Consider the following 23,366-nt stretch of genomic DNA (forward strand, 5'->3'; position numbering starts at 1 on the left):
CACTCAGGTAAGGCTTACCTGGCCTGCGGAAACGATCATTCGTGGGACGAATCAGCGCTCCGGCCGCCCTCCCCGGGCACCGGATCCGGCCGTCCCAGCCGCGTCGCCGCCGCGTGCTCGGCCACGAACGGCGACACCGCCACCAGCGGCAGCACCTCGCCGATCCCGATGTACGCCCCCGCCGGCATCGCCGAGACCGCGTACCTGCCGGGCCGGGCCGGGTCGTGGGCCTTGCGCTCGGCCCGCCCGATCGCCTCCTGAAGGTTCACCGCGACGCTGATCACCCTGTCGACGCCAGGCCCGCGCGCCGGGGCGGAGCGCACATGAAAGTCCCGAATCCAGGCACCCGGGCCCCGCGCCGGAAGGACCTTCGCCCCCTCTCTAGACTTCCCCCATGCGCGGGACCCAGCACAACGACTCCGACTCCGCCTCCGCCGTCCAGGTCCGTGGCCTGGTCAAGCGGTACGGAAGCAAGACCGCCGTCGACGGCCTCGACCTCGACGTGCGGGCGGCCACCGTCACCGCCGTCCTCGGCCCCAACGGAGCCGGCAAGACCACCACCATCGAGACCTGCGAGGGCTACCGCAGGCCCGACGCCGGCACCGTCCGCGTCCTGGGCCTCGACCCGGTCGCCGACGCGGCCGCCCTGCGCCCCCGGATCGGCGTGATGCTCCAGTCCGGCGGCGTCTACTCCGGCGCCCGCGCCGACGAGATGCTCCGCCACATGGCGAAGCTCCATGCCCACCCCCTCGACGTGGACGCCCTGATCGAGCGCCTCGGCCTCGGCTCCTGCGGCCGCACCACCTACCGGCGCCTCTCCGGCGGCCAGCAGCAGCGCCTCGCGCTCGCCATGGCCGTCGTCGGCCGCCCCGAGCTGGTCTTCCTCGACGAGCCCACCGCCGGACTCGACCCGCAGGCCCGCCGCGCCACCTGGGACCTCGTGCGCGAGCTGCGCGCCGACGGCGTGACCGTGGTCCTCACCACCCACTTCATGCAGGAGGCGGAGGAGCTCGCCGACGACGTCGCCATCGTCGACGCCGGCCGGGTCGCCGCCCAGGGCAGCCCCGAGCAGCTGTGCCGGGGCGGCGCCGAGAACACCCTGCGCTTCACCGGACGCCCCGGACTCGACCTGGGCTCCCTCCTCAAGGCGCTCCCCGACGGCTCCGCCGCGGCGGAGCCGCTCCCGGGCACGTACCGGATCAGCGGCACCGTCGACCCGCAGCTGCTCGCCACGGTCACCAGCTGGTGCGCCCAGCACGGGGTCATGCCCGAAGGCATCGCCGTCGAGCGCCACACCCTCGAAGACGTCTTTCTCGAACTGACGGGCAAGGAACTGCGGTCGTGAGCACTGGTACCTACGCGCCGAGGCCCGGCGCCGCCCCCGTCGGCCGGATGATCGCGGCGCAGACGGCGCTGGAGACCCGGATGCTGCTGCGCAACGGCGAGCAGCTGCTGCTCACCGTGATCATCCCCTCGCTGCTGCTCGTGCTGTTCTCCACGGTCGACATCGTCGACACCGGCGCCGACAAGGCCGTGGACTTCCTCGCCCCCGGCGTCCTCGCGCTCGCCGTCCTGTCGACCGCGTTCACCGGCCAGGCCATCGCCACCGGCTTCGAGCGGCGGTACGGAGTGCTCAAGCGCCTCGGCGCCTCACCGCTCCCCCGCTGGGCGCTGATGACCTCGAAGACGCTCGCCGTCCTGGTCACCGAGGTCCTCCAGATCGCCCTGCTCACGGTGATCGCGCTTGCCCTGGGCTGGTCCCCGCACGGCGACCCGTTCTCCGTACTGCTGCTCCTGGTCCTCGGCACGGCCGCCTTCTCGGGGCTCGGCCTGCTGATGGCGGGCACGCTGAAGGCGGAGGCCACGCTGGCCGCCGCCAACCTGGTGTTCCTGCTGCTCCTGGTGGGCGGCGGGGTCATCGTCCCGCTGGACAGGTTCCCGGACGCGGCCCGCTCGGTCCTGGAGCTGCTGCCGATCTCCGCCCTCTCCGACGGCCTGCGCGCGATCCTCCAGGACGGCGCGTCGCTGCCCTGGGGGGACGCCCTGACCCTGATGGTCTGGGCGGTGCTGGGGCTCGGCGCGGCGGCGAAGTTCTTCCGCTGGGAGTAGCCGAGAGGCCCCAGAGGGTGACGTTTCCCGACAAGGCACCCCTCGTGAAAGCGTGCACAAGCCCCGGCCTACGATAGGGCGCGTGCTGACCCCCCTCGCCTCCATCGCCCGGCGCTGGACCCCGTCCCCCCGGACGCTCCGGCGCGCCGCGCTCTCCGCCGTCGTGATGAGCGTCCTCATCATCGTCACGGGTGGCGCGGTCCGGCTGACCGGTTCCGGTCTGGGCTGCGACACCTGGCCCAAGTGCACCGACGACAGTCTGATCGTGACGCCCGAGCAGGGCTACCGCGGCCTGATCGAGTTCGGCAACCGGATGCTGACGTACGTCCTGTCGGCCGCCGTCGGCTGGGCGATCATCGCGGCCCGGTCCACCAAGCCGTGGCGGCGCGGGCTGACCCGGCTCGGCTGGGCCCAGTTCTGGATCGTGATGAGCAACGCCGTCATCGGCGGCATCACGGTGTGGATGGGCCTCAACCCGTGGACGGTGGCCGGCCACTTCCTCGCCGCGAACTCGCTGCTCACGGTCGCCGTCATCACCTGGCACCGGACCGGCGAGGGCGACACCGCCTCCCGTCCGCGCGTGCCGCGCCCGGTGCGGAAGCTCTCCTGGGCGATCACGATCGTCTCGGCCCTGCTCATCGTGCTCGGTACGACGGTGACCGGCGCCGGCAAGCACGCCGGTGACAGCAGCGACGTCCCGCGCATGCCGTGGGACTGGACGAACGCCGCGCACGTCCACGCCATCGCCGCCTGGGTCGTCTGCGCCCTGGCGGTCGCCATGTGGCTGGTGCTGCGCGTGGTGGACGCCCCGCTCGACACCCGGGCCCGCGCCCGCGACCTGCTGATCGTGCTGCTCGCACAGGGTGCGGTCGGCTATGTCCAGTACTTCACCGGGGTCCCCGAGCTCCTGGTCGCCGCTCATATGCTCGGCTCCTCGCTGATGTGGATCGCCGTGCTGCGGCTCGCCCTGAGCCTGCGCGAGCGCCCGGTGCCCACCGCCGACATCCCGGCCCAGGCCGACGCGGAGCTGGCGAAGGCCTGAGCCCCGGCCACCCCTCCGACCCGACGGGTCTACCGGCTCCCCGCCAGCCGGTAGACCCGTCGCGCGTTCTCCGCCGCGATCATCCCCGCCACCCGCTGCGCGTCCGCACGGGACCAGGCGCCGTCCTCGACCCATTCGCCGAGCACCCGGGTGAGCGCGGTACGGAAGACGCTCGCGGCGACCACGTGCAGCTCCGGCAGCCCGTGGGCGCCGCTGGAGAACAGCAGCTTCCCGAAGGGCGCCCGCTCGAGGACCTCGGCGAGGACGGCCGCCGCCCGGGCCCCGGTGTGGGCGAGGACGGGGCCCAGGTCCGCGTACACGTGCGAGTGAACCCCGGCCAGGTGCGCCGTGGCCCGGTGGTGCGGGTGGGAGTGCAGCAGGACGAGGTCGGTGCCGAGCCCCGCGGTGGCGGCGGCGAAGCCCGCGAGGGCCGCCGGGTCCCGGTCGCCGGTGTGGAGCCGGAGGGGGCGACCGGCGGTGACCGTAGCGGGCGGGCGGGCAGTGCGGTTCGAGCCCGAGGACCGGCGGGCACCAGCGGCGCACGGCGAAACCGGTCTGTGTGTCGAAGAAGGTGGTGCCCGGGGCGGGCAGCGCGCCGCTCCCGCCGAGCTGGGCGCCGAGGTGGGCCTCGAAGGTGCCGAGGCCCAGCTCCGTACGGAGCACCCCGTGGCAGTACTGGTCCACCAGGTTCGGCGTGTCGATCATCTCGGGGGGCTCCCTGCGTGGACGTGTCGCGTCTCCGCACGTCCTAACGGGTGAGCCCCGCGCGAGGTTGTCGCCTCAGCTGTTGGAGGGTCCGCCGATCTGGATACCGGCCATCCGGGTCCACTCGTACGGGCCGGTGGTGATCTTGGCGGCGAACTCGCCGTCGAACTCCTCGTGGAGGGTCAGTCCGGCCTTCTCGGCGGCCTGGCGGGCGATCTCCCGCGTCGGCGCGACGAGGTCGCCCCAGCCGCCGTCGGTGCCGACCAGGACGATGCGGGTGCCCGCCTGGCCGATGTGCGCGAGGTGTCCCTCGGAGCCGCCGTGCTCCTCGGAGAAGGCCTTGATCTGCTTGGCGAGCCGGGCCGCCTTGCGCTCTTCCTGCTTCGTTTCTGCCATGAAAGGGATGCTACCGAGCAGTAGATCCAACGGCGACGGCCGGGCCGTGTGGGCTGTCCCACGTGACCCGGCCGTCGGCCGTACCTCTTGTACGAGCGGGGCTCGCTAGCGCAGGAAGGGGTCCACCGCGACCGCCACGAAGAGCAGCGACACATAGGTGATGGACCAGTGGAAGAGGCGCATCTCCTTGAGCTTCGCGCCGGTCGCACCCGCCTTGGCGCGGTTGAGCAGCGCGTGCGCCTCCCAGAGCCACCAGCCGCCGGTGACCAGCGCCACGGCGGTGTAGAACCAGCCGGTGTAGCCCAGGGGGGTGAGCAGCAGCGAGACGGCGACCATCACCCAGCTGTAGAGCACGATCTGCTTGGCGACGACCTTGTTGGAGGCCAGCACCGGGAGCATGGGCACGCCGGCGCGGGCGTAGTCGTCCTTCACCTTCATCGACAGCGGCCAGTAGTGCGGCGGCGTCCAGAAGAAGATGACGAGGAAGAGGATGACCGCGGCCCAGGACATCGAGTTCGTCACGGCCGACCAGCCGATGAGCACCGGCAGGCAGCCGGCGATGCCGCCCCAGACGATGTTCTGCGCGGTGCGCCGCTTCAGGATCATCGTGTAGACCACGACGTAGAAGAGGAGCGCGCCGAGCGAGAGCGCGGCGGACAGCCAGTTGACGAGCAGGCCGAACCAGAGCGTGGAGACCACGGCGAGGCTGAGGCCGAAGACCAGGCCCTCGCGGGGGGTCAGCACACCGGTGACCAGCGGACGCTGGGAGGTGCGGTCCATCAGCGCGTCGATGTCGCGGTCGATGTACATGTTCAGCGCGTTGGCGCCGCCCGCCGACAGATAGCCGCCGAAGCAGGTGGCGAGCACCAGCCACAGGTCCGGCACGCCCTGCTCGGCGAGGAACATCACCGGCACGGTGGTGATGAGCAGCAGCTCGATGATCCGCGGCTTGGTCAGCGCCACGAATGCCTTGACGCGGGCCCCGAACGGCCGATGGCCCCCCGGGCTGGGAGTCAAGACGACCCCTGCGGGTCGGGACTCGACGGCCGTCACGCACACCCCTGACAGAGAAATTCCCAGCAAGCTCCCCGGATGAAGACGGGGTAAAGCTTGCGCGTACCACGCCACTGTAGACGTTGCCCAGACGCCGATCTTCGCGGGGGTGGGGTCGTGTTGAGGGGGTGCGTCCCAAGGCGTGGACGCGCTTCGGGAGGCGAAGTCACACGGGCGGCGGCAGTCTTGCCGTGTCCGCTCATTTGAGGGGCATGCACACGAAAAGAGGGGCGTTCCGGCGGGGGTAGGCTCGACAACGCCGGTACACCCTCAGTCACCGGCCCAAGACATGTGGAGAGGAGCCCTGACCCAGGGTGAGCACTAAGCCGACCACCACAGACCTCGAGTGGACCGAGTTGGACCAGCGGGCCGTCGACACCGCCCGCATCCTGGCCGCGGACGCCGTACAGAAGGTCGGCAACGGCCATCCCGGTACGGCGATGAGCCTGGCGCCCGCCGCGTACACCCTCTTCCAGAAGGTGATGCGGCACGACCCGGCCGACCCCGAGTGGGTCGGGCGCGACCGGTTCGTCCTCTCCGCCGGCCACTCGTCCCTGACCCTCTACACCCAGCTGTACCTGGGTGGCTTCGGGCTCGAACTGGACGACCTCAAGGCCTTCCGCACCTGGGGCTCGAAGACCCCCGGTCACCCGGAGTACGGCCACACCGCCGCCGTCGAGACGACGACGGGCCCGCTGGGCCAGGGTGTCGCCAACGCGGTGGGCATGGCGATGGCCGCCCGCTTCGAGCGCGGTCTGTTCGACCCGGAGGCGGCTGCCGGCGCTTCTCCGTTCGACCACCGGATCTACGCGATCGCCGGTGACGGCTGCCTGCAGGAGGGCATCTCCGCGGAGGCGTCCTCGCTCGCCGGCCACCAGAAGCTCGGCAACCTGATCCTGCTGTGGGATGACAACCACATCTCGATCGAGGGCGACACCGAGACGGCCGTGTCCGAGGACACGATGAAGCGGTACGAGGCGTACGGCTGGCACGTCCAGCGCGTCGAGCCGCAGGCCAACGGCGACCTGGACCCGGCCGGGCTGTACGCGGCGATCAGGGCCGCCGAGGCCGAGACCGGGCGTCCGTCGTTCATCGCGATGCGCTCGATCATCGCCTGGCCCGCGCCGAACGCGCAGAACACCGAGGCCGCGCACGGCTCGGCGCTCGGCGACGAGGAGATCGCGGCCACCAAGCGCGTCCTGGGCTTCGACCCGGAGCAGGCCTTCGAGGTCTCGGACGAGGTCATCGCGCACACCCGCTCGCTCGGCGACCGCGGCCGTGAGGCCCGCGCCGCGTGGGAGAAGCAGCTCGCGGAGTGGCGTACGGCCAATCCGGAGCGCGCGGCCGAGTTCGACCGCATCCAGGCCAACGAGCTGCCGGCCGGCTGGGCCGAGAAGCTCCCGGTCTTCGAGCCGGGCAAGGGTGTCGCCACCCGTGCCGCCTCGGGCCAGGTCCTCAAGGCGCTCGGCGCGGTCGTCCCGGAGCTGTGGGGCGGCTCGGCCGACCTCGCCGGCTCGAACAACACGACGATCGACCAGGACTCGTCGTTCCTCCCCGAGGGCAACCCGCTCCCGGAGGCCGACAAGTACGGCCGCACGATCCACTTCGGCATCCGCGAGCACTCCATGGCCGCGGAGATGAACGGCATCGCGCTGCACGGCAACACGCGCATCTACGGCGGCACCTTCCTGGTGTTCTCCGACTACATGCGCAACGCCGTGCGGCTGTCGGCCCTGATGCACCTGCCGGTGACGTACGTCTGGACCCATGACTCGATCGGTCTGGGCGAGGACGGCCCGACGCACCAGCCGGTGGAGCACCTGGCCTCGCTGCGCGCGATCCCGGGTCTCAACGTGGTCCGTCCGGCCGACGCCAACGAGACGGCGATCGCCTGGCGCGAGATCATGCAGCGCCACACCAAGGTCTTCGGCAAGGGCGCCCCGCACGGTCTGGCGCTGACCCGCCAGGGCGTGCCGACGTACGCGCCGAACGAGGACACGGTCAAGGGCGGCTACGTGCTGTTCGAGGCCGAGGGCGGCGACGCGCAGGTCGTGCTGATCGGTACGGGCTCCGAGGTGCACCTGGCCGTCGAGGCCCGTGAGCGGCTCCAGGCGGCCGGTGTTCCGGCCCGGGTGGTCTCGATGCCGTCCGTGGAGTGGTTCGAGGAGCAGGACCAGGAGTACAAGGACTCGGTCCTGCCGCCGTCGGTCAAGGCCCGTGTCGCGGTCGAGGCCGGTATCGGTCTCACCTGGCACCGGTACGTCGGGGACGCCGGCCGGATCGTCTCGCTGGAGCACTTCGGCGCCTCGGCGGACGCGAAGGTCCTGTTCCGCGAGTTCGGGTTCACCCCGGAGGCCATCGTCGCCGCCGCCCGGGAATCGATCGCCGCCGCCGCGCGCTGACGCGGATACGTACGACTTAATGGAGATGCAATTCTCATGACAGACGCTCTCAAGCGCCTCTCCGACGAAGGCGTCGCGATCTGGCTGGACGACCTCTCGCGCAAGCGGATCACGTCCGGCAACCTGGCCGAGCTCATCGACCAGAGCCATGTGGTCGGTGTGACCACCAACCCGTCGATCTTCCAGAAGGCCATCTCGCACGGTGACGGTTACGAGCAGCAGCTCGCCGACCTCGCCGCCCGCAAGGTGACCGTCGACGAGGCCATCCGCATGATCACGACGGCGGACGTCCGCGACGCCGCCGACATCCTGCGGCCGGTCTTCGAGGCGACCGACGGCCAGGACGGCCGGGTCTCCATCGAGGTCGACCCCCGTCTCGCCCACGAGACGACCGCCACCGTCGCCGAGGCCAAGCAGCTGGCCTGGCTGGTGGACCGCCCGAACACGCTCATCAAGATCCCGGCCACCAAGGCGGGTCTGCCGGCGATCACCGAGGTCATCGGCCTCGGCATCAGCGTCAACGTGACGCTGATCTTCTCGCTGGAGCGCTACCGCGCGGTCATGGACGCCTACCTGGCGGGCCTGGAGAAGGCCCGCGAGCGCGGCCTCGACCTCTCCAAGATCCACTCGGTGGCCTCCTTCTTCGTGTCCCGGGTGGACTCGGAGATCGACAAGCGCCTGGACGGCATCGGCACCGACGAGGCGAAGGCCCTCAAGGGCAAGGCCGCGCTGGCCAACGCCCGCCTCGCCTACGAGGCTTACGAGGAGGTCTTCTCCTCGGAGCGCTGGGCCGCCCTCGACAAGGCGCAGGCCAACAAGCAGCGTCCGCTGTGGGCCTCGACCGGCGTCAAGGACCCGGCGTACAAGGACACCCTGTACGTCGTGGACCTGGTCGCCCCCGGCACGGTCAACACCATGCCGGAGGCCACCCTGGAGGCCACCGCCGACCACGGCGTCGTCTCCGGTGACACCGTGCGCGGCACGTACGACCAGTCGCGCGCCGAGCTGGCCGCCGTCGAGAAGCTGGGCATCGCCTACGACGACGTCGTCCAGCTCCTGGAGGACGAGGGCGTCGAGAAGTTCGAGTCGTCCTGGAACGACCTGCTCAAGTCCACCGAGGCGGAGCTCTCGCGCCTCGCACCTTCGGAGGCGTAAGCACTTTGAGCGCAGTCCACGGAGCCAACCCGCTCCGTGACGCCGCAGACCGACGGCTCCCGCGCATCGCGGGGCCGTCGGGTCTGGTGATCTTCGGCGTCACGGGCGATTTGTCCCGTAAGAAGCTGATGCCTGCCGTCTACGACCTGGCCAACCGCGGCCTGCTGCCGCCGGGCTTCTCGCTCATCGGCTTCGCCCGGCGCGAGTGGCAGGACGAGGACTTCGCGCAGGAGGTCCACGACGCCGTCGAGCAGCACGCGCGCACCCCGTTCCGCGAGGAGGTGTGGCAGCAGCTGATCCAGGGGATGCGTTTCGTCCAGGGCGACTTCGACGACGACGAGGCCTTCGAGCAGCTCAAGGCCACCATCGAGGAGCTGGACAAGGCGCAGGGCACCGGGGGCAACTTCGCCTTCTACCTGTCCGTGCCGCCGAAGTTCTTCCCCAAGGTCGTCCAGCAGCTCAAGAAGCACGGGCTCGCCGACCAGAAGGACGGCTCCTGGCGCCGCGCGGTCATCGAGAAGCCCTTCGGCCACGACCTGGTCTCCGCCAAGGAGCTGAACGAGGTCGTCCACGAGGTCTTCCCGCCCGACGAGGTCTTCCGGATCGACCACTACCTCGGCAAGGAGACCGTCCAGAACATCCTGGCGCTCCGCTTCGCCAACACCCTCTTCGAGCCGATCTGGAACCGGTCGTACGTCGACCACGTGCAGATCACCATGGCCGAGGACATCGGCATCGGTGGCCGCGCCGGCTACTACGACGGCATCGGCGCCGCCCGTGACGTCATCCAGAACCACCTGCTCCAGCTGCTCGCGCTGACCGCGATGGAGGAGCCCGCCTCCTTCGACGCCGACGCGCTCGCGGCCGAGAAGACCAAGGTCCTCGGCGCGGTGAAGCTGCCCAAGGACCTGGGCGAGTCCACGGTCCGCGGCCAGTACGCGGCCGGGTGGCAGGGCGGCGCGAAGGCCGTCGGCTACCTGGAGGAAGACGGCATCGACCCCCAGTCGAAGACCGACACCTACGCGGCCGTGAAGCTGGAGATCGACAACCGCCGCTGGGCGGGCGTCCCCTTCTACCTGCGCACCGGCAAGCGGCTCGGCCGCCGCGTGACCGAGATCGCGGTGGTCTTCCAGCGCGCCCCGCACTCCATCTTCGACCACACCGCGACCGAGGAACTCGGCCGCAACGCCATCGTCATCCGGGTCCAGCCGGACGAGGGCGTGACGATGCGGTTCGGCTCCAAGGTGCCCGGCACCCAGATGGAGATCCGGGACGTGTCGATGGACTTCGCGTACGGCGAGTCCTTCACGGAGTCCAGCCCCGAGGCGTACGAGCGGCTCATCCTCGACGTCCTGCTCGGCGACTCGAACCTCTTCCCGCGCGTCGAGGAGGTCGAGCTGTCCTGGAAGATCCTCGACCCGATCGAGCAGTTCTGGGACAAGCACGGCAAGCCCGCGCAGTACCAGTCCGGGACCTGGGGTCCGGTCGAGGCGGACGAGATGCTCGCACGAGACGGACGGAGCTGGCGCCGGCCATGAAGACCGACCTGACGGACACCACGTCCTCCAAGATCAACAAGGCGCTGGTGCTCGGGCGGCGGGCGATCGGCACCCCGGCCGTCGGCATGGTGCTCACCCTCGTCATCGTCACCGACGAGGAGAACGCCTACGACGCGCTGAAGGCGGCCAACGAGGCGTCCCGCGAGCACCCCTCGCGGACCCTCGTCGTCATCAAGCGGGTCTCGCGCTCCCCGCGGGACCGTTCCCAGGCGCGGCTCGACGCCGAGGTCCGCCTCGGCGCCGACGCCAGCACCGGCGAGACGGTGGTCCTCCGGCTGTACGGCGAGATCGGCGACCACGCCCAGTCGGTGGTCCTGCCGCTGCTCCTGCCGGACGCGCCGGTCGTCGTCTGGTGGCCGGTGAACGCGCCGAGCGACCCGGCGAAGGACCCGCTGGGCGCGCTCGCCCAGCGCCGGGTCACCGACACGTACGCCGCCGAGCAGCCCATCCACGAGCTGACCGCGCGCGCGGACGCGTACACCCCGGGCGACACGGACCTCTCGTGGACCCGGATCACCCCGTGGCGCTCCATGCTGGCCGCCGCGCTCGACCAGGTCGTGTGCGAGGTGACCTCCGCCGAGGTGGAGGGCGAGGAGTTCAACCCCAGCGTCGAGCTGCTCGCGATGTGGCTCGCGGACCGGCTGAGGATTCCCGTGCGGCGCTCGAAGTCGGCGGGCCCCGGTCTCACCTCCGTACGGATGGAGACCAGCTCCGGCCCGATCGTGCTGGACCGCCCGGACGGCTCGCTCGCGACGCTCTCCATCCAGGGGCAGCCGGACCGTGCCGTGGCGCTCAAGCGCCGCGAGACGTCCGAGCTGATCGCGGAGGAGCTGCGCCGGCTCGACCCGGACGACACCTACGCGACGGCGCTCAAGTTCGGTCTCGAACGGCTGGACGAGGAGGCGGCGTTGACCGCTCCCGAGCCCGAGGCGGTCGCCGAGACCGTCGTCGGGACGGCCGAGGAGCCGGCCGGCGCGCCCGCCGAGGCCGCGCCCGCCAAGCCCGCCGCGAAGAAGGCCACGGCAAAGAAGGCGGCGGCCAAGTGAGCGCCCCTCAGCTGGTCGTCCACCGTGACAAGGAACTGATGGCCGAGGCCGCCGCGGCCCGGCTGATCACGAGGATCGTGGACGCCCAGGCCCTCCGCGGCTCCGCCTCGGTGGTCCTCACCGGCGGCCGCAACGGCAACGGCCTGCTCGCGGCCCTCGGTTCGACGCCCGCCAGGGACGCGATCGACTGGTCGCGGCTCGACCTCTGGTGGGGCGACGAGCGCTACCTGCCCGAGGGAGACCCCGAGCGGAACGTCACCCAGGCCCGGGAGGCACTGCTCGACCGGGTGCCGCTCGATCCGGCCCGGGTGCACGCCATGCCGGCCTCGGACGGCCCGTACGGCGCCGATGTCGACGCCGCCGCCGCCTCGTACGCGGCGGAGCTGGCCGCCGCCGGGGACGGCGCGGTGCCGGCCTTCGACGTCCTGATGCTGGGCGTCGGCCCGGACACCCATGTGGCCTCGCTCTTCCCGGAGCTGCCCGCGGTCCGCGAGACCGAGCGGACGGTGGTCGGCGTGCACGGCGCGCCCAAGCCGCCGCCGGTCCGGATCTCACTGACCCTTCCGGCGATCCGGTCGGCCAAGGAGGTCTGGCTGCTCGCGGCCGGTGAGGACAAGGCGAAGGCCGCGGCGATCGCGCTGTCGGGCGCGGGCGAGGTACAGGCCCCGGCGGCGGGCGCCTACGGCCGCTCGCGCACGCTGTGGCTGCTCGACGCGGCTGCGGCCTCGGAGCTGCCGCGGAGTCTGTACCCGCCGGCGTCGGCCTGACCCCACGCCCAGGAGGCCCGGTTCACCCCTCGGTGGACCGGGCCTCCCGCACGTACACGGAATCGGGCACGAGCTCCGGTACGAGATCCGGTACGGGTTCCAGGAAGGGCGCGAGCAGGTCCGGTACGGCCTCGGCGGCGAAGGTCAGGCCCTGGCTCCGGCCCGCGTCGAGGATGTCGTACGCCCCCGCCCCTGCCGCCGTCGTGGCGGTGAGCGTGAGGATGCCGGCGCGCCGCTGGAAGTACGACTGCTTGACCGTCCAGCCGATGACCCCGGAGCGCTGGAGGGCGACCGTGGCGCGCCGGACCGTACCCGAACGGGTCACCAGATAGCCGCCGCTGACACCGTGTCCGAGGCCTCGGTAGGCGTCCAGGGCGAACAGCACGGCGACCGGGGTGCCGACGAGCGCGCAGCCCGCCGCCACGTACAGCAGGACCGGGGTGAGGAGCAGTCCGAGGAGGACCAGCACCGCGACGGGCCCGAGGACGCTCCACAGCGCCCAGCGCACCCTGCGGTCGCGGGCCGCCCGGGGGTGGGCGGCGAGGGGCGCCCCGGTGGGCGGTTCCGGCTCGCGCAGGACCTGGGCGGCGACCCGGTCGGCGAGGTCCCGCTCCACGGGCGGCAGCAGGTTCTTGAGGTCGGCGTGCTTGTCGCCGTCGTCCTGGGCGAGGCCGGTGGCGACGGCGTCGACGCGGGCCGCCCCGAACAGCCGGACGCCGAGCGGCTGGACCAGTTCGATCCCGCGCAGTCGGCGTTCCTCCAGGGAGACCGAGCGGGCGGTGAAGAGGCCGCGCGAGACCCGGAGGGTGCCGCCGGGCTCGCGCTCCAGGCGGTAGTTCCACCACATCTCGACCCAGAGGCCGAGGGCTCCGACGGCGCCGACGAGGGTGGCGAGGAGGAGCAGGTCGACGATCATCCAGGTGAGGGAGATGTCCTCGAAGCGGTCCCCTATCCAGTGGATGACCTTCCCCTGGGCGCCGAACCACTCGCTGACCTGCATGAGGGCGCCGACGGCCGCGCCGCCGAGGGCGGGGGCCAGGAAGGAGACGGGGGCGAAGCGGATCCAGCGCGGGTCGAGGGTGGCGAGGGCGTTGTCGTGGTCCGGTTCCCCGGTGGGTGCGGCGGCGCGGGCGAGCAGTTCGTGCCGGAGCCGCTCGCCCTCGGACCGGGTGACCAGGTCGAGTTCGAGGGTGGACTCGCCGCCGGTGTGCTCGCCGGTGCCGACCCGGACCTTGACGAGGCCGAAGACGCGCTGGAGGAGGTTGGCGCTGAGGTCGGCGCTGCGGACGCGCTCACGGGCGAGGGAGCGGCGCTGGACGACGAGGAGGCCGGTGTGCAGTTCGACCCGCTCGGGTCCGACGCGGTAGCGGGTGCGGCGGTAGCGGACCGTCTCGGCGACGACGGTGGCGCCGAGGACGAGTGCGAAGCCCGCGGCGACCCAGGCGAAGGCCTGCCACAGCGGGCGGGTCCCGGCCAGACCGAAGGCGACGGGCAGGGCGGCGCCGCCGAGGACCCCGGCGAAGAGGGTGACCCGGACGAGGACGGTACGGGGGTCGAGGCGCAGCCAGTCCTCGGCGGCTCCCGTCTCCTCGCTCATGTGGCGTCTCCGGGGGTGGCCTGGGTGATCAGGGTCAGCCGTTCGGCGAGGCCGGCGGCCAGCTCGTGGTCGAGGCCCTCGATCCGGATGGCGCCCTTGGAGGAGGCGGTGGTCACCGTCACGGTGGCCAGCCGGAACAGCTGTTCCAGCGGCCCCCGTGAGGTGTCGACGGTCTGGATCCGTGACATCGGCGCGATCCGCCACTCCTGCCAGAAGGCCCCTGTGCGGACGTAGACGGCGTCCTCGGTGATCTCCCAGCGGTGTACGCGGAACCACCAGGCGGGGAGGAACGCGGTGCAGCCGAGGCCCATGGCCGCGACGGCTCCGGCCGACAGGAGCAGCCAGAACCTGGCCGGCCCGATCAGGGCGCCGAGGACGGCGAGGACCAGCACCGGTACGGCGGTGGCCGCCAGGAGCCGGCTGCGCCACCAGGTGACGGCCCGCTCGTCCACGGCGTTCCTGGGCGGCCGCAGCCGCACCGCGTTCTCCCCCGTCATGTCTCTACCTTCCGCGCAGCGAGCGGTAGGCGGTCACCAGTCCGGCGGTGGAGCTGTCGAGTTGCTCCCCGCCCTCTCCTCCGGTCAGGACCGGCTCGATCCGCTTGGCGAGGACCTTGCCGAGTTCGACGCCCCACTGGTCGAAGGAGTCGATGTTCCAGACCGCGCCCTGGACGAAGACCTTGTGCTCGTACAGGGCGATCAGCTGGCCGAGGACGGACGGGGTGAGCGCGTCGGCGAGGACGGTGGTGGTGGGGTGGTTGCCCTGGAAGGTCTTGTGCGGGACCAGTTCCTCGGGGACACCCTCGGCCCGTACCTCGTCGGCGGTCTTGCCGAAGGCCAGCGCCTGGGTCTGGGCGAAGAAGTTGGCCATGAGCAGGTCGTGCTGGCCGGCCAGGCCGGGCAGCAGGTCGTCGACGGGCCGGGCGAAGCCGATGAAGTCGGCGGGGATGACCTTGGTTCCCTGGTGGATCAACTGGTAGTACGCGTGCTGCCCGTTGGTGCCGGGGGTGCCCCAGACGACGGGTCCGGTCTGCCAGTCGACCGGGTTGCCCTGGCGGTCCACCGACTTGCCGTTGGACTCCATGTCCAGCTGCTGGAGGTAGGCGGTGAACTTGGACAGGTAGTGGGAGTACGGCAGCACCGCGTGCGACTGGGCGTCGAAGAAGGCGCCGTACCAGACGCCGAGGAGGCCGAGCAGCAGCGGCGCGTTCTCCTCGGGCGGGGCGGTGCGGAAGTGCTCGTCGACGAGGTGGAAGCCGTCGAGCATCTCGCGGAAGCGCCCCGGTCCGATGGCGATCATCAGGGAGAGGCCGATGGCGGAGTCGTAGGAGTAGCGGCCGCCGACCCAGTCCCAGAACTCGAACATGTTCGCGGTGTCGATGCCGAACTCCTCGACCTTCTCGGCGTTGGTCGAGAGGGCGACGAAGTGCTTGGCCACGGCGTCCTGGTCGGCCCGGAGGCCGGTGAGGAGCCAGTTGCGCGCGGAGGTGGCGTTGGTGATCGTCTCGATGGTGGTGAAGGTCTTCGAGGCGACGATGAACAGCGTCTCGGCGGGGTCGAGGTCGCGGACGGCCTCGTGGAGGTCGGCGCCGTCGACGTTGGAGACGAAACGGAACGTCAGGTCCCGCTGGGCGAAGGAGCGCAGGACCTCGTAGGCCATGGCGGGGCCGAGGTCGGAGCCGCCGATGCCGATGTTGACGATGTTCCGGATCGGGCGGCCGGTGTGGCCGGTCCACCCGCCGGCGCGGACCTTGTCGGCGAAGACGCCCATCCTGTCGAGGACGGCGTGCACACCGGGGACGACGTTCTCCCCGTCGACCTCGATCACGGCGTCCCGGGGGGCGCGCAGCGCGGTGTGGAGGACCGCGCGGTCCTCGGTGGTGTTGATCTTCTCGCCGCGGAACATCGCGTCGCGCAGCTCGGCGACACCGGTGACGGCGGCCAGTTCGCGCAGCAGGGTCAGCGTCTCGTCGGTGACGAGCTGCTTGGAGTAGTCCAGGTAGAGGTCGCCGACGCGCAGGGCGTACGACGTGCCCCGCTCCGGGTCGGCGGCGAACAGTTCGCGCAGCCGGGTGTCGCCCAGCTGCTCACGGTGCTTGCCGAGGGCCGCCCACTCGGGCAGCCGGTTGAGCCTGGTGCGGCCTTGGTTGTTCATCTCGGACATCGCCCATTTCTTCTCGTCCTGCTTGTCTGCCCCGCTGCACCCCCAAACCTAATTGATCAGAGGGACGGGCGACGTGAAGGCGAGTGCGAACGGCGAACGGGCCCCGCCCGCGAACCGAGTTCGCGGGCGGGGCCCGTTCGTCACACCGTCACACCATGTTTCAGATCTCGCCGCGCAGCTTGGCGAGCGCCTCGGCGAGGATCGCCTCGCCGTCCGCGTCGCTGCGTCGCTCACGCACATAGGCGAGGTGGGTCTTGTACGGCTCCGTGCGCGGCGGGTCCGGCGGGTTGTCCCGGTCCTGACCTGCCGGGAAGCCGCAGCGCGGGCAGTCCCAGGTCTCCGGGACCGCCGCGTCGCTGGCGAAGCTCGGCTGCGTCTCGTGCCCGTTCGAGCACCAGAAGGAGATGCGGGCGCGCGGCGCCGATTCGCCCCGCTCGGCCTCGCCCATCGGCCCCGCTCCGACCCGGCTTCCCCGGATCGCGTTGCCACTTGCCACGGTCGTAACTCCCTGCGTGATGGTGCTCGAAGATGCCCCAGTCTACGTAAGGCCCAACGCGCGTCCAGTGTTCGGAGTTACCCGTCCAACTTCATCAGCAGACCAAGTACCACAATGCAGGCGAACCAGAGCAGACCGATCACGACGGTGATCCGGTCCAGGTTGCGCTCGGCGACCGAGGAGCCACCCACGGAGGACTGCATGCCGCCACCGAACATGTCGGAGAGGCCGCCACCCTTCCCCTTGTGCATCAGCACGAGCAGCATCAGCAGCGCGCTGAAGACGATCAGGGCGATCGAGAACCCCATAACCACGGCTGGACCAACTTCCTCGGACTTATACGGACGGGGGCCGGGCGCCTGCCCGACCCCCGCAAGGGTACGACGGATTCTAAGGCTCGGCGCCCCTCCGGGCGCTCGCCTACTCCGCTACCTCATACTCACTGGTCGCGGAAGCGGGCGATCTTGACGAACTCGTCGGCGTCCAGCGCCGCGCCGCCCACCAGGGCGCCGTCGACGTCCGGCTGCGCCATGATCGCGGCGACGTTCCCGGACTTGACCGAGCCGCCGTACTGGATGCGGACCTTGTCGGCCAGCTCCTGCGAGTACAGCTCCGCGAGACGGCCGCGGATCGCACCGCAGACCTCCTGCGCGTCCTCCGGGGTCGCGACCTCGCCGGTGCCGATGGCCCACACCGGCTCGTAGGCGATCACGATCGACTCGGCCTGCTCGGCCGGGACGTCCTTGAGGCCGCCGTCGAGCTGGGCGAGGGTGTACTCGACCTGCTGGCCGGCCTTGCGGATGTCGAGGCCCTCGCCGACGCAGAGGATCGGGGTCACGCCGTGCTTGAAGGCGGCCTTCACCTTGGCGTTGCAGACCTCGTCGTTCTCGGCGTGGTACTGGCGGCGCTCGGAGTGGCCGACGGCCACGTAGGCGCACTTCAGCTTGGACAGCATCAGGCCCGAGACCTCGCCGGTGTAGGCACCGGAGTCGTGCGCCGAGATGTCCTGGGCGCCGTACTTGATCTTGAGCTTGTCGCCGTCGATCAGGGTCTGGACGGACCGCAGGTCGGTGAAGGGGACCAGGACCGCGACCTCACAGGCGTCGTAGTCCTTGTCGGTCAGGGCGAAGGCGAGCTTCTGGACGTGGGCGATGGCCTCGAGGTGGTTGAGGTTCATCTTCCAGTTGCCCGCCATCAGCGGGGTACGGGTGCTCATTGGGGTTCAGCCCTCCAGGGCGGCGAGTCCGGGAAGCGTCTTGCCCTCGAGGTATTCGAGGGAGGCGCCGCCGCCGGTCGAAATGTGGCCGAATGCCTTCTCGTCGAAGCCCAGGATGCGGACGGCGGCGGCGGAGTCGCCACCACCGACCACCGTGAAGGCCGGGGAGTCGACGAGCGCCTGGGCGACGGCCCGGGTGCCCTCGGCGTAGTCGGGGTGCTCGAAGACGCCCATCGGACCGTTCCAGAAGACGGTGGCCGCGTCGGCGAGCTTCGAGGCGTAGAGCTTACGGGTCTCCGGACCGATGTCCAGGCCCTCCTCGTCCGCCGGGATGGCGTCCGCGGCGACCGTGGTCGGGTTGGCCGGAGCCTTGGTCTTCAGGTTCGGGAACGTGTCCGAGACCAGCACGTCGACGGGGAGTACGAACTCCACGCCGCGCTCCTTGGCACGCTTCAGGTAGTCCTGGACGGCCGGGACCTGGTCCTCCTGGAGCAGCGAGATGCCGACCTCGTGGCCCTGGGCCTTGAGGAAGGTGTACGCCATGCCGCCGCCGATGAGGATGCGGTCGGCCTTCTCCAGGAGGTGGTCGATCACGCCGAGCTTGTCGGAGACCTTGGCGCCGCCGAGCGCGACCACGTACGGCCGCCGAACGTCGTCCGTCAGCTTCTTGAGGACGCCGACCTCGGTGGCGATGAGGTAGCCGGCGGCGTGCGGGAGGCGCGCCGGGAGGTCGAAGACCGAGGCGTGCTTGCGGTGCACGGCGCCGAAGCCGTCGCCGACGTACAGGTCGGCGAGGGCCGCGAGCCGGTCCGCGAACGCGCCGCGCTCGGCGTCGTCCTTGGAGGTCTCGCCGGCGTTGAACCGGAGGTTCTCGATGACGGCGACCCGGCCGTCGGTGAGGCCCGCGACGGTGGCGGTGGCGGAGTCGCCGACCGTGTCCGTCGCGAAGGCGACCTCGGCGCCGAGCAGTTCGCCCAGCCGCGCGGCGGCGGGGGCGAGCGAGAACGCCGGGTCCGGGGCGCCCTTCGGGCGGCCCAGGTGCGAGGCGACCACGACGCGGGCACCCGCGTCGGCGAGCGCCTTGACCGTGGGCACGACGGCGCGGATGCGGCCGTCGTCGGTGATGGTGGTGCCGTCGAGCGGCACGTTGAGGTCGGCGCGGACGAACACCCGCTTGCCGGAGACGCCTTCGGCGAGAAGCTCGTCGATCGTCTTCATCTGTCACAGACTCCTTGGTACGCGGTGGAGCACACAAACAGGGCTCGCACAGCGCGGCGTTGCGCTGCCCGAGCCCTGCTCACATCGAAAGCCCGCCCTGAAGTTTAGAGCTGGCCGCCGACGAAGACGGTGAGGTCGACGAGTCGGTTGGAGTAGCCCCACTCGTTGTCGTACCAGCCGAGGATCTTCACCGTCTTGCCGTCCTGGACCATGGTCAGGGAGGCGTCGAAGGTGCAGGAGGCCGGGTCGCTGACGATGTCCGAGGACACGATCGGGTCCTCGGTGTAGAACAGGAAGCCCTTGAGGTCGCCGTCGTCGGCGGCCTTCTTGAACGCGGCGTTGACCTCGTCCTTGGTGACCTCGCGGTCGAGGGTCACGACCAGGTCGGTCGCGGAGCCGGTCGGGACCGGGACGCGCATGGCGATGCCGTCGAGCTTGCCCTTGAGCTGCGGGAGGACCAGGGCGGTGGCCTTCGCGGCACCCGTCGTGGTCGGGATGATGTTCTCCGCGGCGGCGCGGGCGCGGCGCAGGTCCTTGTGCGGGAAGTCCAGGATGCGCTGGTCGTTGGTGTACGCGTGGACCGTGGTCATCAGGCCCTTGACGATGCCGAAGTTCTCGTCGAGAACCTTGGCCATCGGCGCGACACAGTTGGTGGTGCACGACGCGTTCGAGATGATGTCGTGCCGCGCCGGCTCGTACTTGTCCTGGTTGACACCCATGACGATGGTGATGTCCTCGTCGGTGGCCGGAGCCGAGATGAGGACCTTCTTGGCGCCGCCGGCGAGGTGCTTCGCGGCGTCGGCCTTCTTGGTGAAGATGCCGGTCGACTCGATGACGATGTCGACGCCCAGCTCGCCCCAGGGGATGTCGGCCGGGTCGCGCTCGGAGAGCACCTTGATGGTGTGGCCGTCGACGGTGATGGTGTCGGCGGTGTGGGTGACCTCTGCCTTGAGGCGGCCCAGGATGGTGTCGTACTTCAGAAGGTGGGCCGTGGTCGCGGTGTCGCCCAGGTCGTTGACAGCCACGATCTCGATGTCCGCACCCTGCTCAAGGAGCGCGCGGAAGTAGTTCCGGCCGATGCGGCCAAAGCCGTTGATGCCTACGCGGATCGTCACGAACCGATCTCCTCGTTAGGTACGCCGGTGTGCTCGACGCCGGCGAGATTCTTGTTTTTTGGGATGTCCCCGACCGCTTACGACCCTACCCCCCCGGGCGTGCGGGAGTGACATCGAGCGCATCCGTACGTGCCCGGAAAGTGAGGAAGAACGGCCGACGGCCCGTACCTACCAACAGGTACGGGCCGTCGTGGGACCTTTGTCCCCACTACTCTCCGTCAGCGTCGGAGCACCCCGAGGGCGCGTCCGACGAGCCGTGCGCGCTCGGCCGCGCCGGGCACGTGCTCCAGGCCGTAGCCGAGGAGGACGGTGTCCCGGGTGACGACCGCGGCCTGCGAATGGAAGAGCGCGGCGGAGCGCGTCCAGTCGGAGCCGTTGCCGGGGCTGCCGGCGGGCGCGCCCGGGACGGTCCAGGCGCCGAGGGCGGTCTCGAAGCCCTCCGTCTCGGTGGTGGTCCCGGTGACGAGGCGGGTGTCATCGACGAAGGCGCCCATCTCGCCCGTACCGGGGTCGGAGACGTACGAGATGGAGAGTTCGACCTGCTTGCCGGCCCAGGCGCTCAGGTCGACGGAGGCCTGTCGCCAGCCGTTGGAGGGGCCGGTGAAGGCGTTCCAGGCGCCGGTGGTGCCGGTGGCGGCGCAGCCGTCCTCGCCGACGGTGAGGTAGTGGGCGAGGAAGGGGTGGCCCTGGACGTAGTAGCCCTCGCCGCAGTCGGCGGGCGGCTCGGTGGAGGTGCCGCCGTTGGTGTCGGGCAGCGTCGTCCAGTCGTCCTGGCCGACGGTGTGGGCCTCGACGACGAGGTTGTCGTAGCCGGGCTCGGTGTCGTAGCTGACCTGGAAGTCCAGCCGGGGTCCGGCCGCCGCCGCGACGCCGGTGAGGTCGACGGTCCTGCTGAGCCGGGCCCAGGTGTCGTCGGCGTGCTTGACGGCCATGAAGCTCGCGCCCTCGGCGGGCTCGAAGGGGGTGCGGATGCCCGGGTAGTCACCGGCGGACGCGCTGCCGGCGAACTGCGGGAAGTCCTTCGGCTTGAGGGTGTCCGAGGTGACGGTGTACGCGCCCGCGTTGTCGAGCGGGTTGTCGGCGGCGGAACCGAGGGTCGCTCCGACGCCCGCGAAGGCGCCACCGCCGGCGAAGGCGGGCGGGTTCTTGAGGCCCGCGCGGTGGTAGGCGCCGAGGTAGTACTGGGCGAAGTCGTTGGACTCGGCGAGACCGATCCGGGTGAGTCCGCCGGACTTCTCGCCGGCGTTGATCAGCTTCCCGCCCTCGTTGAGGAAGGCGCGGACGGCGAGCTGGGTGGTCCCGGAGGGCCGCTCGGCGCCGGTGTACCAGACGACGGTACGGAAGTGGGAGAGGACGCCGAGGGCGTCGGGGGCGCCCTGGGTGGCGACGTCCCAGACGGCGGCCCTGCGGCCGTTGTCGGCGAGCGCCTTCACGTACTCGGCGGTGTGCTTCGCGGCGGTGGTGCCGCCCTCGTCGGCGAGGACGAGGACGTCGCCGCGGGGGCGGTCGGCCACCTTGTAGGTGAAGGGGGCGGAGGCGGTGGCCCGGCCCTCGCGGGTGCGGGCGGTGAACCAGACCTCGACGGAGTCGCCGGGCTCGGCGCCCTCGACCTCGGCGCGGTACTCGTCGAAGTAGAGGTTGTCCTCGCCGCCGTAGGTCTCGCCGCCCTTCCAGGCGTCGAGCTGCTCGCTGTGGGTGCGGCCGCCGTTGATCCGGTACTTCAGGGTCTTGCCGCGCAGCGACTTGCGCGCGGTGACGGCGACCTCCTGGTCCTCGCCGCGGGCGTAGGAGGCGGTGAAGGACTTCGGGGTGAAGTCGGGGGCGTCGATGCCGACCGGGGAGACGGGCCGGTCCGGGTGGGCGGCGGTCTCGGCGACGGCGAGCGCGAAGGGGATGTTCTTGGCGAACTCGGCCTGGATCAGCTTCTCGTCGTCCGGGAAGGTGAAGACGGAGGCGCAGTCGGCCGGGTTCCAGGCGTCGTTCGGGTCGATCCGGGAGGCGGTGGCGCAGGTCGACATCTCCGGGGTGAACATCTGCATCCCGTTGACGTTGGCGGCGTGTCCGTCCGCCTCGCCGTTGGTGATGTACAGCTCGGAGGAGACCTGCGGCCGGTAGCCGGGGACGGCCGATTTCTGCGGGGTTCCGGCGAGGGCCTTGAGGGCCACGTCGTCGGGGGTGTCGGTGGCGATCTGCCAGCCCACGCCGTACAGCAGGAGCTGGGCGGCCGAGTGGTAGTTGATGCCGTACGTGAAGCCGATGCGCTTCTGGAAGGCGTCGAGGGCCTTGGTCTCGGGCTCCGACATGGGGCCCTTGCCGCGGAAGGTCTCGTCGGCCGGGTCGGGGGACGAACCCTCGTTGTCGTAACCCCACTTGTAGGCGAAGTTGCGGTTGAGGTCGACGCCGTCGGCGGCCGTGAGACGTCCGTCGCCGTCGTTGTCGCGGAGGTTCTTGCGCCACTGCCGGTTGTCGGGGTCGGCGTGCGTGTAGTCGTAGCCGTCCGGGTTGGCGGAGAGCACGAACCACAGCTCGGTGGAGTCCACGATCCGGGTGATCCGCTCGTCCTTGCCGTAGCCGTCGAGGTAGTGGTGGAGCAGCCGCCGGGTCATCTCGGGGGTGATCCACTCGCGCGCGTGCTGGTTGGACATGTAGAGCGTGGCGGGCTTCGAGCCGTCCTTGGCGCGCTGGGCGCCCTTGCTCACCTTGAGGGCGAGGATGTCCTGGCCCTTGAGGGTCTTCCCGAGGGAGACGACCTTGGTGAGGCCGGGGTTGGCCCGCGCGGTGTCCAGGATCTCCTGCTTGAGGCCGTTCGGGCCCCCGTACGGGCGGAACACTCCGTCGCCCGCGGCGGCGACCCGCTTCTCGGCCTGGGCGGAGAGGTTGTGCTCGGCGAGCTCGACGCCCTTGCCGCGCAGCTGCCCGGCCTGCCGGCCGGTGAGGAAGAGCTCGACCGTGGCGGAGCCCTTCGCGGGCACCTGCTCGGTCAGTTCATGGGCGTCGGCACCGGCTTCGAGGAGCAGCGGTACCTGCTCCGCGGTGACCTCGGCACGCCATACGGAGAGGGCGTCACCGCCGTCCCGGTCGTTCGGCTGCGCCCCGGCGACGGGTGCCGCCGCCACTCCCGCGATCAGCAGTGAAGCCGCGGCGAGGATCGATCTCGCTCTGCGTCTCATGAGCCCCCCTTGCTGTTGTCTGCCCCGAAGGTGAACAGACGCCAGGCTCATGGGTGCCCAGGGGACTGTCAAGGGTGCCCGTCGGCGCGTCGCGGGAGCCGGGAAACGGAACTGCCGGTACCTCAGAAAGGCACCGGCAGTTCACAGTTGACGCGGG

General features: G+C 70.9%; 20 protein-coding genes and 1 pseudogene. 8 read left to right on the forward strand and 13 right to left on the reverse strand.

Annotation, left to right across the window (positions count from 1 at the left end):
- Positions 1–35 precede the first annotated feature (35 nt).
- Positions 36–269 carry a hypothetical protein gene (locus V4Y03_RS07295; RefSeq protein WP_332434388.1) on the reverse strand — a complete coding sequence of 78 codons (234 nt, stop codon included), beginning with the start codon at positions 267–269 and terminating at the stop codon, positions 36–38.
- A gap of 125 nt (positions 270–394) precedes the next feature.
- Between V4Y03_RS07295 and V4Y03_RS07300 the strand changes: the two genes are divergently transcribed.
- The 3 genes from V4Y03_RS07300 to V4Y03_RS07310 all read left to right on the forward strand — a co-directional run bounded on the left by V4Y03_RS07300 (position 395) and on the right by V4Y03_RS07310 (position 3,151).
- Complete coding sequence (locus tag V4Y03_RS07300) at positions 395–1,345, forward strand: ABC transporter ATP-binding protein (RefSeq protein ID WP_317873219.1); 951 nt, start codon at positions 395–397, stop codon at positions 1,343–1,345.
- A 47-nt stretch (positions 1,346–1,392) separates the two neighbouring features.
- On the forward strand, positions 1,393–2,109 hold the full coding sequence (locus V4Y03_RS07305; protein ID WP_317873234.1) for an ABC transporter permease: 717 nt from the start codon (positions 1,393–1,395) through the stop codon (positions 2,107–2,109).
- Between the two features lie 73 nt (positions 2,110–2,182).
- Positions 2,183–3,151 carry a COX15/CtaA family protein gene (locus V4Y03_RS07310; protein ID WP_332437124.1) on the forward strand — a complete coding sequence of 323 codons (969 nt, stop codon included), beginning with the start codon at positions 2,183–2,185 and terminating at the stop codon, positions 3,149–3,151.
- A gap of 29 nt (positions 3,152–3,180) precedes the next feature.
- Here the strand turns inward: V4Y03_RS07310 and V4Y03_RS07315 are convergent.
- The 3 genes and pseudogenes from V4Y03_RS07315 to V4Y03_RS07325 all read right to left on the reverse strand — a co-directional run bounded on the left by V4Y03_RS07315 (position 3,181) and on the right by V4Y03_RS07325 (position 5,305).
- A pseudogene (locus V4Y03_RS07315) lies at positions 3,181–3,856 on the reverse strand (hypothetical protein).
- A gap of 75 nt (positions 3,857–3,931) precedes the next feature.
- Positions 3,932–4,252 (reverse strand): hypothetical protein, encoded by a 321-nt coding sequence (locus V4Y03_RS07320; protein WP_317873220.1) that lies wholly within the window; start codon positions 4,250–4,252, stop codon positions 3,932–3,934.
- Positions 4,253–4,357: 105 nt separating this feature from the next.
- A complete protein-coding gene (locus V4Y03_RS07325; RefSeq protein WP_317873221.1) occupies positions 4,358–5,305 on the reverse strand; it encodes a heme o synthase in 948 nt (315 codons plus the stop codon).
- 314 nt (positions 5,306–5,619) lie between these two features.
- Here V4Y03_RS07325 and tkt point away from each other — a divergent pair, with 314 nt between their 5' ends.
- The 5 genes from tkt to pgl are packed head-to-tail and all read left to right on the forward strand — an operon-like array spanning position 5,620 to position 12,234.
- A complete protein-coding gene (gene tkt / locus V4Y03_RS07330) occupies positions 5,620–7,707 on the forward strand; it encodes a transketolase (RefSeq protein WP_317873222.1) in 2,088 nt (695 codons plus the stop codon).
- Between the two features lie 36 nt (positions 7,708–7,743).
- Positions 7,744–8,862 (forward strand): transaldolase, encoded by a 1,119-nt coding sequence (gene tal, locus V4Y03_RS07335; protein ID WP_332434389.1) that lies wholly within the window; start codon positions 7,744–7,746, stop codon positions 8,860–8,862.
- A gap of 5 nt (positions 8,863–8,867) precedes the next feature.
- Entirely contained in the window at positions 8,868–10,400 is a 1,533-nt protein-coding gene (gene zwf, locus V4Y03_RS07340) for a glucose-6-phosphate dehydrogenase (RefSeq protein ID WP_317873224.1), read from the forward strand.
- Positions 10,397–11,467 (forward strand): glucose-6-phosphate dehydrogenase assembly protein OpcA, encoded by a 1,071-nt coding sequence (gene opcA / locus V4Y03_RS07345; RefSeq protein WP_317873225.1) that lies wholly within the window; start codon positions 10,397–10,399, stop codon positions 11,465–11,467. Before zwf ends, opcA begins: the two co-directional genes overlap by 4 nt.
- Positions 11,464–12,234 carry a 6-phosphogluconolactonase gene (gene pgl, locus V4Y03_RS07350; protein ID WP_317873226.1) on the forward strand — a complete coding sequence of 257 codons (771 nt, stop codon included), beginning with the start codon at positions 11,464–11,466 and terminating at the stop codon, positions 12,232–12,234. Before opcA ends, pgl begins: the two co-directional genes overlap by 4 nt.
- Positions 12,235–12,256: 22 nt before the next feature.
- Here the strand turns inward: pgl and V4Y03_RS07355 are convergent, their stop codons facing one another.
- The 9 genes from V4Y03_RS07355 to V4Y03_RS07395 form a co-directional block, all read right to left on the reverse strand.
- Positions 12,257–13,831 carry a PH domain-containing protein gene (locus tag V4Y03_RS07355; RefSeq protein WP_332434390.1) on the reverse strand — a complete coding sequence of 525 codons (1,575 nt, stop codon included), beginning with the start codon at positions 13,829–13,831 and terminating at the stop codon, positions 12,257–12,259.
- Positions 13,828–14,328 carry a PH domain-containing protein gene (locus V4Y03_RS07360; RefSeq protein ID WP_317873228.1) on the reverse strand — a complete coding sequence of 167 codons (501 nt, stop codon included), beginning with the start codon at positions 14,326–14,328 and terminating at the stop codon, positions 13,828–13,830. Before V4Y03_RS07360 ends, V4Y03_RS07355 begins: the two co-directional genes overlap by 4 nt.
- A gap of 4 nt (positions 14,329–14,332) precedes the next feature.
- On the reverse strand, positions 14,333–15,985 hold the full coding sequence (gene pgi / locus V4Y03_RS07365; protein ID WP_332437125.1) for a glucose-6-phosphate isomerase: 1,653 nt from the start codon (positions 15,983–15,985) through the stop codon (positions 14,333–14,335).
- Positions 15,986–16,154: 169 nt separating this feature from the next.
- The gene (locus V4Y03_RS07370; protein WP_189505794.1) at positions 16,155–16,490 is read right to left on the reverse strand and encodes an RNA polymerase-binding protein RbpA; all 336 of its coding nucleotides are present in this window, start codon (positions 16,488–16,490) and stop codon (positions 16,155–16,157) included.
- Positions 16,491–16,567: 77 nt separating this feature from the next.
- Complete coding sequence (gene secG, locus V4Y03_RS07375; protein ID WP_056561581.1) at positions 16,568–16,798, reverse strand: preprotein translocase subunit SecG; 231 nt, start codon at positions 16,796–16,798, stop codon at positions 16,568–16,570.
- Between the two features lie 131 nt (positions 16,799–16,929).
- The gene (tpiA, locus tag V4Y03_RS07380; RefSeq protein WP_317873229.1) at positions 16,930–17,706 is read right to left on the reverse strand and encodes a triose-phosphate isomerase; all 777 of its coding nucleotides are present in this window, start codon (positions 17,704–17,706) and stop codon (positions 16,930–16,932) included.
- Between the two features lie 6 nt (positions 17,707–17,712).
- Positions 17,713–18,924 (reverse strand): phosphoglycerate kinase, encoded by a 1,212-nt coding sequence (locus V4Y03_RS07385; RefSeq protein ID WP_317873230.1) that lies wholly within the window; start codon positions 18,922–18,924, stop codon positions 17,713–17,715.
- Between the two features lie 104 nt (positions 18,925–19,028).
- Positions 19,029–20,039 carry a type I glyceraldehyde-3-phosphate dehydrogenase gene (gap, locus tag V4Y03_RS07390; RefSeq protein WP_332434391.1) on the reverse strand — a complete coding sequence of 337 codons (1,011 nt, stop codon included), beginning with the start codon at positions 20,037–20,039 and terminating at the stop codon, positions 19,029–19,031.
- A gap of 218 nt (positions 20,040–20,257) precedes the next feature.
- Positions 20,258–23,209: a M14 family metallopeptidase gene (locus V4Y03_RS07395; protein ID WP_332434392.1), complete on the reverse strand. Its 2,952-nt coding sequence runs from the start codon at positions 23,207–23,209 to the stop codon at positions 20,258–20,260.
- Positions 23,210–23,366 lie beyond the last annotated feature (157 nt).

Origin of the sequence: Streptomyces sp. P9-A4, assembly GCF_036634195.1 — a bacterium.
Lineage (GTDB): Bacteria > Actinomycetota > Actinomycetes > Streptomycetales > Streptomycetaceae > Streptomyces.

Excerpts from the sequence above, each read along its gene's own strand:
- V4Y03_RS07305 (WP_317873234.1), top strand. The coding sequence starts at position 1,393 with ATGATCGCGGCGCAGACGGCGCTGGAGACCCGGATGCTGCTGCGCAAC.
- V4Y03_RS07300 (WP_317873219.1), top strand. The coding sequence starts at position 395 with ATGCGCGGGACCCAGCACAACGACTCCGACTCCGCCTCCGCCGTCCAG.
- V4Y03_RS07320 (WP_317873220.1), bottom strand. The coding sequence starts at position 4,252 with ATGGCAGAAACGAAGCAGGAAGAGCGCAAGGCGGCCCGGCTCGCCAAG.
- V4Y03_RS07355 (WP_332434390.1), bottom strand. The coding sequence starts at position 13,831 with ATGAGCGAGGAGACGGGAGCCGCCGAGGACTGGCTGCGCCTCGACCCC.
- V4Y03_RS07395 (WP_332434392.1), bottom strand. The coding sequence starts at position 23,209 with ATGAGACGCAGAGCGAGATCGATCCTCGCCGCGGCTTCACTGCTGATC.
- pgi (WP_332437125.1), bottom strand. The coding sequence starts at position 15,985 with ATGAACAACCAAGGCCGCACCAGGCTCAACCGGCTGCCCGAGTGGGCG.
- V4Y03_RS07385 (WP_317873230.1), bottom strand. The coding sequence starts at position 18,924 with ATGAAGACGATCGACGAGCTTCTCGCCGAAGGCGTCTCCGGCAAGCGG.
- tal (WP_332434389.1), top strand. The coding sequence starts at position 7,744 with ATGACAGACGCTCTCAAGCGCCTCTCCGACGAAGGCGTCGCGATCTGG.
- tpiA (WP_317873229.1), bottom strand. The coding sequence starts at position 17,706 with ATGAGCACCCGTACCCCGCTGATGGCGGGCAACTGGAAGATGAACCTC.
- V4Y03_RS07360 (WP_317873228.1), bottom strand. The coding sequence starts at position 14,328 with ATGACGGGGGAGAACGCGGTGCGGCTGCGGCCGCCCAGGAACGCCGTG.
- secG (WP_056561581.1), bottom strand. The coding sequence starts at position 16,798 with ATGGGGTTCTCGATCGCCCTGATCGTCTTCAGCGCGCTGCTGATGCTG.
- opcA (WP_317873225.1), top strand. The coding sequence starts at position 10,397 with ATGAAGACCGACCTGACGGACACCACGTCCTCCAAGATCAACAAGGCG.